This is a genomic window from Flagellimonas ulvae (genome assembly GCF_049333175.1).
In the GTDB taxonomy this organism is placed as follows: domain Bacteria; phylum Bacteroidota; class Bacteroidia; order Flavobacteriales; family Flavobacteriaceae; genus Flagellimonas.
The window spans coordinates 2,514,670-2,527,350 of sequence record NZ_CP186325.1 but is presented as its reverse complement, the minus strand read 5'-3'; the positions used below and the strand labels follow the sequence as shown (position 1 = coordinate 2,527,350).

9 protein-coding genes and 1 tRNA gene are annotated in these 12,681 nt (G+C 37.2%); 2 read left to right on the top strand and 8 right to left on the bottom strand.

Going from position 1 to position 12,681, the window contains the following annotated elements; translation table 11 throughout:
• The first annotated feature begins 32 nt into the window (after positions 1 to 32).
• Positions 33 to 106, top strand: a tRNA-Ala gene (locus tag ACOKFD_RS11595).
• Between the two features lie 65 nt (positions 107 to 171).
• Here ACOKFD_RS11595 and ACOKFD_RS11590 read toward each other — a convergent pair.
• The 7 genes from ACOKFD_RS11590 to ACOKFD_RS11560 all read right to left on the bottom strand — a co-directional run bounded on the left by ACOKFD_RS11590 (position 172) and on the right by ACOKFD_RS11560 (position 8,971).
• Positions 172 to 1,518, bottom strand: a complete 1,347-nt coding sequence (locus ACOKFD_RS11590) for a hypothetical protein (RefSeq protein WP_422858078.1) — start codon at positions 1,516 to 1,518, stop codon at positions 172 to 174.
• The gene (locus tag ACOKFD_RS11585; RefSeq protein WP_422858077.1) at positions 1,515 to 1,889 is read right to left on the bottom strand and encodes a hypothetical protein; all 375 of its coding nucleotides are present in this window, start codon (positions 1,887 to 1,889) and stop codon (positions 1,515 to 1,517) included. Before ACOKFD_RS11585 ends, ACOKFD_RS11590 begins: the two co-directional genes overlap by 4 nt.
• A gap of 45 nt (positions 1,890 to 1,934) precedes the next feature.
• Positions 1,935 to 3,131, bottom strand: coding sequence for a hypothetical protein (locus ACOKFD_RS11580; RefSeq protein ID WP_422858076.1), 1,197 nt, complete (start codon positions 3,129 to 3,131; stop codon positions 1,935 to 1,937).
• A 74-nt stretch (positions 3,132 to 3,205) separates the two neighbouring features.
• Positions 3,206 to 4,513, bottom strand: coding sequence for a hypothetical protein (locus tag ACOKFD_RS11575; protein WP_422858075.1), 1,308 nt, complete (start codon positions 4,511 to 4,513; stop codon positions 3,206 to 3,208).
• An 11-nt stretch (positions 4,514 to 4,524) separates the two neighbouring features.
• Positions 4,525 to 5,070 carry a hypothetical protein gene (locus tag ACOKFD_RS11570; RefSeq protein WP_422858074.1) on the bottom strand — a complete coding sequence of 182 codons (546 nt, stop codon included), beginning with the start codon at positions 5,068 to 5,070 and terminating at the stop codon, positions 4,525 to 4,527.
• Between the two features lie 30 nt (positions 5,071 to 5,100).
• A complete protein-coding gene (locus tag ACOKFD_RS11565) occupies positions 5,101 to 5,682 on the bottom strand; it encodes a hypothetical protein (protein WP_422858073.1) in 582 nt (193 codons plus the stop codon).
• A 298-nt stretch (positions 5,683 to 5,980) separates the two neighbouring features.
• Positions 5,981 to 8,971 (bottom strand): response regulator, encoded by a 2,991-nt coding sequence (locus ACOKFD_RS11560; protein ID WP_422858072.1) that lies wholly within the window; start codon positions 8,969 to 8,971, stop codon positions 5,981 to 5,983.
• A gap of 218 nt (positions 8,972 to 9,189) precedes the next feature.
• Here ACOKFD_RS11560 and ACOKFD_RS11555 point away from each other — a divergent pair, with 218 nt between their 5' ends.
• Entirely contained in the window at positions 9,190 to 9,903 is a 714-nt protein-coding gene (locus ACOKFD_RS11555) for an SDR family oxidoreductase (protein ID WP_422858071.1), read from the top strand.
• 6 nt (positions 9,904 to 9,909) lie between these two features.
• Here the strand turns inward: ACOKFD_RS11555 and ACOKFD_RS11550 are convergent, their stop codons facing one another.
• Positions 9,910 to 12,636 carry a PD-(D/E)XK nuclease family protein gene (locus ACOKFD_RS11550; RefSeq protein ID WP_422858070.1) on the bottom strand — a complete coding sequence of 909 codons (2,727 nt, stop codon included), beginning with the start codon at positions 12,634 to 12,636 and terminating at the stop codon, positions 9,910 to 9,912.
• Positions 12,637 to 12,681 lie beyond the last annotated feature (45 nt).

The following is a 12,681-nucleotide window of genomic DNA, read 5'->3' as shown; positions in this document are numbered from 1 at the left end:
TTTCTCAAAATGTGTTTCCTTTGCGCTCGCTTGGGGGATTAGCTCAGTTGGCTAGAGCGCTTGCCTGGCAGGCAAGAGGCCACCGGTTCGAATCCGGTATTCTCCACTAAACCACCTAATTCAAGGTGGTTTTTTTTATAAAGAATGGCCTCATGTCAAGAAAACTATCTACTACCAATTCATATCTTCAAGCACTGTTTTTGACAATACATTGCCATTGTTTCTATAGGTTATATTTTTGACCAAGCCTATACCTGGTGCAATCCAGGTTGAACTGCGATTGGTTTTATTCACGATACCCATTTTGGTCTGAGTTGTAAAGTCTATGCGCCAACAGTTAAATGTACCTGCGGGAGTTTCCACTACCTCGGTGCTTTTTACATATCGCTGAGATACCCTTATGTCGATAACCGTTGTTATGAAAGATTCGATAGTGATTTTTAAGGCGTAGTTGGGCAACGCCTGGCCTTCTTCCATAGCATTAAGACTAAGTTCTACAATATCTCCAGTGACCTCAGCATCAAGACCTTGAAACCATTGTAATAAGGAACTTTTAAAGCTATCCGGGTTGACCAATAATTTATTACCGTTACAATAGGCTTCAAATTCGCCTTCAACAGTTTTGATATTACCATCTTTATCCTTTAGACCTAATGGTTCGCCATTTTTGTCAAAAGAAAAGGTCTGCACGATTACTCTACCGCCAGAGGCACTTTTAACTACGTTTTGAGTGCTCGATGTCAATCGACCGCGCTTATCGTAATTATTGAGTGTCCACATTTGACCTGTTTTGTTGGGAAAATATGCAAAACAGCTACCAACACCATCTATTTTATTTGAAGGACTTACACCTCTTCTACGGGGTTGGGTACTTAAATCACCTACCGTTTCTTCGGGATAGAGTTTATCTGGATCTATGTGCTTTGAAGCATGAGGGAAATCACCATAGTCTACTAAATCGCCATTTTTATCATAAATGGGTTGGCGCAATTGAATACGTGATGGATTATCATTTATCAAAACACCCGAAGAAGTGAGTTTATCTGGGTCAACCCTAAATGGTGCGTTAGGATAATCACCGGAATCCACTAAATTCCCTTCTTCATCATATTTTGGTTCTCGAAGCTCGTATGTTGTGGTGCCATTGTCTATAAATATGTCCTCTCCAGTTAATTTTTCCGGATCTACTTTTAAGGGAGCATCAGGATAATCACCATGGTCCAATAAATTGCCATCTTTATCATAAACGGGATGACGAAAACGAATAGTATCAGGCTTATAATCAACATAAAGTCCATCTGGCGGCAAGACTTCAGGATTTACGGTTAGTGGGGCATCTGGATAATCTCCAGAATCTAATAAATTACCATCCTTATCGTATTTTGGAGCTCTCACCTCATAACGAGAAGGGCCATAATCAGTAAAGACACCAGCTTCATCTTTTTTATCCTCTTGAGCTCTAGTTATGCCTGTCATTAAAAGGCTTACCATTATACCTAAAAAGAAATGCTTTTTCATTGTTTCGATTTTTTAGATTCGGCTTCCTCCATTTTTTGCATCAGCATAAGATTTATAGAGTCTTTTTGTTTTGGAGTTAGGTTCTTAGATTGTACAAAATACCAGTTACGGTACTCATTTTTTTCCTTTTGGGAGAAACCACTTTTCTCTAACAATTCCAGAAAACCTATTCCACTATTAAGGTCTTTGGGTTTACCATCCATATTTTCACCAAATACTCCGGTCAAAGTGCCAGATAGCATATCCATCATATTGTCTTGTTTTTTTACCGTGGTATCATTCTTTTTATTCGTTGTTTTTGAAGCCTGCGCTTTTACTCCAAATGAAAAACAAAACAACGCTAGGACACATATATATTTTAATGCTTTCATGATTAACTTGTTTTTGATTATTTCTTTAAGTTGTGCTATTGATTATCAATTGCTATTCACTTTGATAGTAGTACCAAAACCGGTATTGTCCGCTGTAATTTCCCACACAGTTTCAGCCGTGGGCAAATGAATCAGTTGAACAGTATTTTCTGTATCATTTATTGAGGACATAACAATCATAAACTCTTGGAAAAAAGCAGCTCGTATATCATCTATGGATGTAGTACCAGTATCAATTGAAAAAGTATCGGTTATCATTCCGTTTTCTGGATTGATTGTTAGAAGTTCTGGAGGAGCATCTATTTTGGGTTGAAAAAGATATATCTGTCCCTGGGATTCATGGAGTCCTAAAGTAAGTCGATTAGGCAATGGGGTTTCCCAGTTTAGATCTCCTGAGCTTTGATTCAAGGAGTAAAGGGTTTCATCCCTTGAAGGAAAAATAAATTGTTCGTCAAATAAGATACCTTTAATGGCATTGGTTTCCCTCGTATCAAAAGTCCAGGCAATATCCAGATTAGCATCCAAAGCTAAAATCCTATTGTTCCATGAGCTAGCTATAATAGTACCGTTCACATCCACAAAACGCCCAGGGTCAACCCGGTCTGTATAACTATTATCCGCTTCAACTACTCCTGTTTGTAAATTGTAATAACGAATGGGGTCAAAGGAATTTCTTGGGGTTAGCAAAAGCCGGTTCCCTATAATGAAAGGAAATGATTCTACATCAAGAGAGAGCTCTTCTATCCATCGAGTGATTCCAGTTGACAGTTCCAAAGCTTCTAAAAAGTAACGGCTCTCAAATGTAATCAGGTCTCTTTGTGTGTACTGTATAAAAAGTGCATCTGTACCAAACGCAAAGTTGGCATCCAATAGCAAGAATTCATTAAAATCGGTCTCTGGGTAAAGTCTTTCCCAAGTGTTAACTCCAGAAGATTCCTGCCGGGATATTGCTCCTTTTTTTATTACATAAACGGATCCCTGATGCTCCAATAGGTTTTGAGGCTCATCTAGAGTTGAGTCTTCCACCAATGCGCCATCAGAAAGATTGAGTGTTACCTTTCGGGTCCTAAGAGAATTGGTATTGGTAAATACCACCTCACCTTCAGGAGCCACTACCGCAATTTCTGGCTCTGGGTTTTGTGTTGGGCCATTGTCATCATCATTCGAGCAACTTATGAATAGCATACTTGTTGCGAGATAGAAAAGAAGTTCAATTTTACTTTGGTCAAAAATTCTATTCATGATGTTTTTTTGGTTTTTGTTATGTTTAATGTGTTTGTTTTTAAAGGATGGATAACGAACATAAAATGTAGTTATCAGTTCAGGAACCAGACGTCATTGAGAAAGCCATCCTCTCCTACCCCTCCAAATAGCAGAATACCTCCATTGAACAGAACACTTTTATGACCAGCTCGTTCAGGAAACTGCATCGCATCAGGCACCATGTTCCAATCTGTACCATTCATAGAGCCCCATACCGTATTACTAAGAAAATCATCTGCTTCCGGATTCGGGTTTTCACTTGCGCCTGCCAAGACCCATAGTTGATCAACAAAGGAAACTACCGTGTGGTCTGCTTTTGGAAGAAAAGGGGCATTTTCAATCTCGAGGGTCCAATCCACTCCGTTGTTACTGCTCCATACATCACTTAAATCTGTACTTGTAACCTGTACACCGCTTATAACCCAAAGTTTCCCATCAAAAACAGTACTGGCCGTCCTTCTGGAGCTGAAAGGTGTTTCTGCAACTTCCTCCACCCAATTAATACCATCTGCACTTGACCATACTTTTCGCTGTAGGGAAAAATTACTTGTCCCACCAATAATCCAAAGTCTATTATTAAATACAATGAGCTCGTGACCGTTTAGTCCAGGAATATTGGCTTCTTCTATCTCTAAGGTCCAGTCAATACCATTTGTACTGGACCAAACATCATTTCTAGAACCCACACTTGAATCAAAACCTCCAATGACCCATAGTTTTTGCTGAAAAACCACACTGTTTAAACCACTGCGTTTAGAAAATGGAGCCTCTTCCACTTCCAAAGTCCAGGTTAAACCATCTTCACTTGACCAAATATCATTACGGTCCGTAACAAAGGAACCATCTGGACCCCTACCTCCAATGACCCAAATCTTGTTTTGAAAAACAGAAGCTGCGAACAAAACTCTAGGAGAGAAATCAGCATTTATAGTCAGTAAGGTAGCTTCTAAGTTCCTTGTGGAGAAGCTAAATATTTCTGAATCCGTACTGTTGTTGTTACTATCTGTTGCACGTACCTTCCAATAGTACGTAGTATTCAAATCCAATCTTTCCCCAATGGTAAAAGAAGTTGATGAAATATCATTTGCTATTCTATTTTGAGGATTAGTATTGGTGTCCAATAATATAGTATATGTAACGGTATCACCTTCTGGGTCAGTTGCAGTTTCCCAGGTGAGTTCTGGGAGCACATCGATATTGATGCTTGTGTTCCCCACTGTCAAAAGGTCAAATTGAGCCGGAGCTTGATTTTGTTGTGAAGGGTCTATTATTGGGGCTGAAGGTGCATTGTCATCATTGGAACAACTGCCCCAAATCAATGCCATCAGTATCAAAATGCTAAACTGGATTGTCTTTTTCATTTTTAAACGCTTTAAAGAGGGATTATTTCTGTTGTAAGTTCTCCTATTAATAAGGTAAGTTCTGCACGTGTCACGTTTCTGGAAGTTCCATCAGCTCCTCCATAATCGGTTACTTGAAATAGAAAGGCATCTGACAAAAGATTATCTCCTGTAAATTGGCCTGTAGCAATGAACCTTCCAGCCAGTATGTTTCCAGTTATAGGATTGTTTCTGTCCCCATCGAATTGAATTGTTGTAGAGAAACCATTGTCTGTTACCTCCCAACCTTCTGGGATAGAGGATTGAAGCTGAATACTTTCATTTGAAAACAAGAAAGAAATGTTTTCCACGCCTCCCTGATCGCTTCCGGAAAGAATAAACTCATACTCAACATTACCTCTAAGATTCAACTGAAAATCTTCGAAACTATCTTCTTGAGTAAAGGTTCGGTCGAAGCCATCACCGGTTATCTTAAATGAAAAAGCGGGCGCTTCATTATCTGTTTCTGGAATTTCGTCCACTTCGCAGGACAAGCAAGCGAATACAAAAACTACAAGAAAAATCAATCTCTTTGTCATAATAATACTGTTTAATGGTTGATGAATTGTCTAATACTCTAATCCGAAATAGTCCATAACCTCATGGTAGTTTGAAGTATCGACTCCAGCATTTTTCAATTCTGCTAAAGCATTCTCTTTTGAGGATTTAGAGGTATTTGAAGATGGGATAAAAACATATCGAACAGCTTCGAAACGATCTAGAACTATATCGGAAAAACCGTCTACATGCCTACCAATAAAATTGAATTCGTTGACAAAGCTAGAAAGAGAATAGGTGTACACTTGATTGAAAAAAGTTTCTGGAATGGGCCTTACTCTGGTAGTATTAAAACTTCTAGCATATACCAAGATAATATAGGTGTCTATCAGTTCTTGAGTGATTCTGCTATCTTCAAAAGAGTTTATTTCAACTTCGACCGCTAAACCAGAGATAAAATCTCCAGATAAATCAAGCCAATCTGAAGCGATAACATTGGCATTCCCATCTTCGCCAGCCGGACCTTGTACACCATCAATTCCGTCGATTCCATTGATGCCGTTCATTCCATCTGCACCATCCTCACCGTCACATCCCACACTTAAGCAGGCTATGGCTAAAATCATCATTAAAATTCTGAATCTTGTTTTCATTTTAAATCACTTTTTAAAGGTTATTGTCTTTATTATTTTCTTCTTATAAGTTAGATGAAGGGTATACTTACCATCATTTAGCCTATCAATATTCAAGTGGATTTTAAAATGGGGGATAGGTTTTAAAATACCTTTGTATGATGTTTCATTTTCTTCCATGGAGTGTTTCTTTTAGCGAAACATCAAAACGAAAGTACAGGGCCGTTACCGAGAAGTATACCAGAATTGTAACAGACTTGAACAGCTATGTAACATGCTGTATAATCTGTTTGAAAGTGAGTATAAAAGGTTGGTTTTACTACTTTTTTGAATACTCTGATGGGCTTACATCATAAGCCTCTTTAAAGCATTTGGCAAAATATGAAAGATTGTTAAAGCCCGTTTGATAGCATATTTCGGATATGGTACTATCTGAATCTTTAAGTAATTGGGCTGCCAACTTGAGCCGTTGTGAACGGATAAATTCTGTTGCGGAAAGTCCGGTCAAAGCTTTTAGTTTTCGATGTAATTGCATGCGGCTATAGCCCAGTTCTCTTGCAAAATCTTCTGTAGTGAATGAAGATTCTATCAAATAGGTGTCCAGGACAGATTGTATACGTTCCAACAATATTTCATCTGTAGGGGTTACGGCAATATCTCTGGGCTTTAAGATTACCTCTTGACTGTAACGTGCTCTCATCTTCTCTCGAATACTGAGCAGATTACCCATTTTTGATTTGAGTATTGCGTTGTTAAAAGGCTTGGTGACATAATCATCAGCGCCACTATCAATACCTTGTAATTCATTTTCATCACCGGCCTTGGCAGTCAAAAGAATTATGGGGATATGACTTGTCAATTCATGGTTCTTTAAAACTTTGGTTAAATCCACACCATTTTTCTTGGGCATCATAACATCGGAAAGGATAAGGTCGGGAATTTGTTCAATGGCTTTTTTCATACCTTCTTCGCCATCTTTTGCCATGGTAATGCGATACGTATTCTTAAAGGTTTCGTTGAGTACGGTTCTTAAGTCAGTATTGTCTTCTACAATTAGAAGCAACGGTAGAGATTCATCTTTTTCAATAATGGTATCATCAAAAATGTCTGAATCCGTTGGAAGCTTTGTTGGTTTTTGTACGGTTGAGAGAGAATCACCTTCCTCAAAAATATCTTCACTTTTGAAACTTGATTTTTGTGAAGGCAAAGTCACCGTAAATACCACAAAACCGTCATCTTCATTTTTTACGCTTATTTCTCCATTGTGCAGATCGACCAATTCTTTGACCAAGGCCAAACCAATTCCAGCGCCATCCTTAAGTTGGTCTGCTTGGTAGAATCTATTGAAGATTTGTTCTTTTTGAGCTTTGTCAAGAGGTTTAGAGGTATTTTTTATCTCAATTTTGAGTTCTTGTTGGGCGGATGTAAAATGAGAATGGATGCTCCCATTGCTCTTCGTATATTTTATGGCATTAGAGAGTAGGTTGGACAGTATTTTCTGTAGCGCTTCCCTATCGACCCATACTTCCTTTTTTTGAATATCCATAGTGTTTTGCAAGGTCAACTTATTGGATTCTGCCAAATAGGCATAAGGTTCAACCTGCGTTTCCAGAAAACTCCTGACTTGGGTTTTGGTAATTTTTAAATTGAGATTGCCCGATTCCAGTTTTGATAGATCAAGCAACTGATTCACAAGATTGGTAAGTCGATTGTTGTTTCTTAAAATAAGTTCATACTCTTTACGGTCTTTGGCGGAAAGATTTTTTTGGTTCAGTTTTTCTTGAATAGGCGTGGCTATTAAGGCTAAGGGTGTACGCAACTCGTGTGAGATGTTGGCAAAAAAATTGGATTTTGCTGTATCTAATTCGCGAAGTTTTCTGTTGGTCTTTTGCCTGTTTCTGAACAAGAAAAATAAAAACACCCCAGCAAGTGTGGTAGCTCCTAAACCACCCATAAGCATATTGCGTTGATTTCTTTTTTGTACTTCAACAGTCTCATTTTTGGCTTGTAAAAGCAAAATATCTTGCTCCTTTTTTTCAGATTGATACTTTGCTTCCAGTTCTTTAGCTAAGCTGATATTCCTGATTGTGTTTAAACTATCAGATAATTTTATGCTTAACTTCCTAATTTTGGATGATTTTCTGTATTTACGCAATTCAAAGTAGACATCTCCTAAAACTTGATATACTTCTTTGATATTTTCATCACGTTGGAATAAAGGGTTTATACTATCTAGTGCCAAGGCCTCTTCTAAATAAACAATACTTTTACCATAATCCCCCAAATCGGCATATAGCTGACCTCCAGCCGTATAAAAATCAAAAAGCCTCTCTACATCAGTGGAACCCTGTTCTTGTTGTATTTTTGTTTCGATAACATTTAGAAGTCTAACAGCTTTTTTAAACTCCTTATTTGCGGAATAGGCACTTAACAAAAAATTCTCCAAATTCCCCACATCAAAAGACTTTAACGTTCCATAGTTCTTGAAAATCTTATAGGCCTCTTCAAATAGTGGGACAGCACTTTTGGCATCTTCCTTAATAAAAAGATAGTACTGCCCTTTTACTGAAAGATTTCTGGCTAAACCCATTCTATTCTCTTGAGCTTTATATAACGCCTCGACCTTATTGGCATAGGTTAACGCTTTTTCATCTCCTGTGTTAATGTATATCCTACTTAAATTTTCATATACCATTACAGCTTCTTCGCCAGTATAGTTATTGGCATCATATAAAGAATCTGCAGAGATATAGAATTGAGTTGCCTGTGATAGGTTATCTCTTAAAAAATACTGGTTGGCCAAACCGATTAATGCTTTTCCGATTAATGGCCAATCATTAATGGTTTTGGCTATTTTCAATGCTTCACTTCTATGGAATTCTTCCTTTTCAGGATTTTTGAGATAGGCATGAATTACACCAAGCTTGAAATGGGAGTCGGCCAGAATGTTATTATCCTTGATTTCTTCCGCGATTTTATTGGCTTTTTCAGTATGGTACATCGCACTGTCCAAGTTGTATTTATAAAATTGGTATTTAGCCGCCAATAAGTGGTTTTCAGCATTTTCTTTATCGTTACTAGATTTGACTTTGAGTATCTGTTTTTTGTAAACCTCCGCTGAATCGAGATCTTGGGTAAGATATAATTCAAAGAGTTGTTTCTGAATCTCGATTCGTGCACTTGAATCAAATGTTTTACTCAAAGTAGTGGTTAGAGAATCTATTTTCTTTTGATTCTGTCCTACAACAATAATTGAATGACAAAAAAATGTCAAAACAAGCAGAGTAATCAGATATCTGGTACTGAACATTCTTTGTTTTTGGAAGTTAAGAGTAGTGTTAAATTATAAAAGATTATTAAGCTATCCCTGTTTTTTCATACGAAGGCTTTAATTTTAGTATTGAAATATTGTGACGGACGTTTCTTCCTTTTTTGAGAAAATGTTTGATAAATGAAAAGGCAAGTTATTTCTGGGCATCTATTTTTAGGATGTTGGTTTAAATCACTTCAAAACACGGAGTCAAAAATATGAATGAATTACAAGCAAAAGTAGCCTACATCACCGGGGGCTCAAAAGGAATAGGATTGGGTGTTGCCAAGGCTTTGCTTGATCAAGGCATGAAGGTTGCCATAAGCGGAAGGAATCCAGATACCCTGTCGGCGACAATAGTAGTTTTAGGAAATTCTGATAATGTTATGGGGATAACTTCCGATGTGTCTATTTTTGAAGATGAAGTAAAGGCCGTGAAAGATATTATGGAGAAATGGGGCCAACTCGATGTGGTTTTGGCAAATGCTGGAGTGGGTCATTTTGCACCGATTTATGAAATGGAAGTGGACAAGTGGAATCAAATGATAAATACCAATCTTAATGGGGTGTTTCATACGTTAAAAGCTTCATTTGAAGCTCTTAAGATTTCAGAAGGATATTATATTACATTGGCCAGCTTGGCTGGAACTAATTTTTTTGCGCAAGGTGCAGGATATAATGCTACCAAGTTTGGTGTGGTTGGTTTTACACAGGCAGCCATGTTGGATTTGAGAAAGTATAATATAAAGGTAAGTACAATAATGCCAGGTTCGGTTGCCACCTATTTCAACAACAATGAACCTTCTGATAAGGATGCCTGGAAAATCCAATCTGAAGATATTGGGCAAATAGTTATTGATTTGCTTAAAATGCACCCAAGAACACTGCCAAGTAAGATTGAGGTTAGGCCAACCAGACCTGATTTGAAATAACAATCATTACTCTTTTTCTTCAAAGGGAATTTTAGGATTGTAAATTTCCTGAACAAGAAGTTCTAGTTGGTTTTGGAATTCATTTAGAACGCTTTTATCTATTATGGGATTGTTGTTGAACGAAAACGGGAGCAGTCCGTTCTTTACATTCTTTATGGCATAGATTCCTGCTGTAAGCGCACTGATTTCATTATTTTTATGGAGGAGATAGGCATAGCACAAAAGCTGAAATGCTTTGCTTTTTGCTTCATTTGAAATAAGTTCTTCCCATACTTTTATCTTTACATCCCTTGGCTCTGTATTACCGGTTTTATAATCAATAACTCGAGTTGTTCCATCAAACTCATCAATGCGGTCAATAAACCCTTTTATTTTGATAGGATGAGAAATTGTGTTGAACTCTAAGGTAGCCTCAAATCGTTCTTCAAGGTGTAATAGTTTTATTTGATGGTTCTCTACCAATTTGGATTCCATTTTTATAAAGTTCTGGATATAGCGTTCTATAACATGGAATATCAATAAATACCTGCCCTTCGTTATATCTACCTCTGGTAAATGAATATTGAACGATTTCTTTATGGTGCGGGTTATATTATTTTGAATAGAAGCAATGCTATCCGTATCCAAGATTGTTCCCAAATAAGGTTTGTACAGCAAAAAAAGAACTTCGTGGATTATAGTGCCAAAGGTGTTCGCTGCAATGTTTTCTTGAACTTCAAGAGTGTCGGGAAGTTGTAGAACATGTTTTTTATAAAACTCAATTGGATTTCGCACGTAATTGCTCAATGACGTAGGAGAAAATCCTTTTTTACCCAAAGATTCCAAATCTGAAATCAGTAAGGGCGTTTTTAGTATTTGCGCCTTGATTTGGGGTCCGATGCTAATTCTTGGAGCGGCTATCTTATGGGAAACATAGGGTTTTAGATTGTGATCCGTAAGTAATTGAGAAATCAACCTGCTTTTTTCACCTCCTTCCAGAACATCTGGTTCTGTATTGTAGATAATATGAATATTCTTTGCACGTTGAATCAACCGATAAAAGTGGTATGTATAAATAGCATCCTTTTCCTTATAGGTGGGAAGACCGTATTCTCTTTTTACGTCAAAGGGAATAAAAGAACTATTGCTCTTTCCAGCTGGTAGTATTCCTTCATTCACAGAAGTGATGATTACTGTTTCAAAGTCTAAAGTCCGGCTTTCCAGAACCCCCATTACTTGTAAATCCCCAATGGGAGAACCTATAAAATCGATATTTTCCGTATTGGTCAACTGTTTAAAGAAGTTATGCACGGTTTTTACATTGTTGATGAAACCAATGGTTTCAATTTGTTTTTTCAACTGTTGAAATAGGTTGAAAAATGTATACAGATACTGTAGTTCTAAGGCGTTTTTCTCTCTTTGGAAGATTTCTTTTAAACGGAGAGTGATAAAAATACAGTATTCAATTATAGCTTTTGGAGTTGAAGATTCATTGGGAAGTACGTTGGAGTCAATATCATTTTGGGCTAAATAGGAAGATAAAACGTCTGACGGTATATAAGTTGTGTTATTGGTTTTTATGGTACGTATCAGGTTATCTGAAAAATTTACTTTACTGTGCCTACCAATTTTTTTAAAGTAGGGATTGCTCAATAAGTTTACTAGGTTTTTATGAAACCATCCTCTGTTGGTGCTTCCTTCGATCAATTCGAATACTGATATAAAGAGAGCGTATAAAAGTGTGTTTCTTAAAGACAAACCCATGGTAATATTTATGTTTTTAATATCTTCTGGAATTGCCTTGGTTAGAGGAAATAGCATGGATTCGTCAGCGAGCACAACTGCTAAACTATCTAAAGACTCTGGATTCAAGGAAACCTTTCTTTGTAGAATATTGCCTACGTACTTAGTTTGTGATATGCTCTTGGGTGTTCCTGTAATTTCAATGGTTTTATGGGTTAAGAAGTTGTTATGGACACCTTTTGGTCGGTTTTTGGTGTAATAGGGCCATTCACTGATATATCTTCTTATAAAGAGGCCCGCATCATGTACAGGATCATCTAAAAGGTAAGAATCAATATCCCAATATATCTCACATTCAGTATGCTCAAGAAGATGTTGAATTATTTCTGATTCTGACGTGTTCAATGCATTGAAACCTAGAAAAATGATTGGGCTTTTAATGTTTTCTTTGGTGTATTGGGTAATATTCTGCGCAGCTTTTCTGTAAATAAGACCTTGATGCGCTATTTTTTTTGCAATCAACCTCGTATTGAAATCAATGTAAAGGGGTTCTATATTTTCCCAAAAGTCCAGATATTCTTTTACCAGTCTTGTTTTTTTGGATTGAAGTGACCAATGATCTAGCTCTTTGATAGATTTAAGATAGTTTAAGATATCATGTGCTGGTAAGAGATATCTATCGATTTCATTAAAGTCTTGTAACAAAGTCTCACCCCATTTTAAAAAGGAGTCAAAATCATCTGGATTTTCAATGGGTAAATTTTTGTAAGACTCATACAACAGCAATAGAAGCTCAATATTTGATGCTTTTTTCAATCCTGAGATTTCCTGGACAAAGTCTTCTATGGAAATAATAGAAGGAGTAAATACGGTTTTTTTGAGAATCTTGCTTAAATGGTGTTTCAAAAAAACTCCGGAACGTTTACTGGGAAGGATGTAGGTATTCTGCTCAATGGAAGAACCGTTTTCGGCTAAATCGTGAAGAACAAATTCAATAAACGACTGGTGCATGACCAAAAATAAAAAAGGCCCTGCATGTGCAGGGCCTTTTCATAG

Coding starts and splice junctions, on each gene's coding strand:
- ACOKFD_RS11590 (WP_422858078.1), bottom strand. CDS start 1,518: ATGAAAAAGCATTTCTTTTTAGGTATAATGGTAAGCCTTTTAATGACA.
- ACOKFD_RS11585 (WP_422858077.1), bottom strand. CDS start 1,889: ATGAAAGCATTAAAATATATATGTGTCCTAGCGTTGTTTTGTTTTTCA.
- ACOKFD_RS11580 (WP_422858076.1), bottom strand. CDS start 3,131: ATGAATAGAATTTTTGACCAAAGTAAAATTGAACTTCTTTTCTATCTC.
- ACOKFD_RS11575 (WP_422858075.1), bottom strand. CDS start 4,513: ATGAAAAAGACAATCCAGTTTAGCATTTTGATACTGATGGCATTGATT.
- ACOKFD_RS11570 (WP_422858074.1), bottom strand. CDS start 5,070: ATGACAAAGAGATTGATTTTTCTTGTAGTTTTTGTATTCGCTTGCTTG.
- ACOKFD_RS11565 (WP_422858073.1), bottom strand. CDS start 5,682: ATGAAAACAAGATTCAGAATTTTAATGATGATTTTAGCCATAGCCTGC.
- ACOKFD_RS11560 (WP_422858072.1), bottom strand. CDS start 8,971: ATGTTCAGTACCAGATATCTGATTACTCTGCTTGTTTTGACATTTTTT.
- ACOKFD_RS11555 (WP_422858071.1), top strand. CDS start 9,190: ATGAATGAATTACAAGCAAAAGTAGCCTACATCACCGGGGGCTCAAAA.
- ACOKFD_RS11550 (WP_422858070.1), bottom strand. CDS start 12,636: ATGCACCAGTCGTTTATTGAATTTGTTCTTCACGATTTAGCCGAAAAC.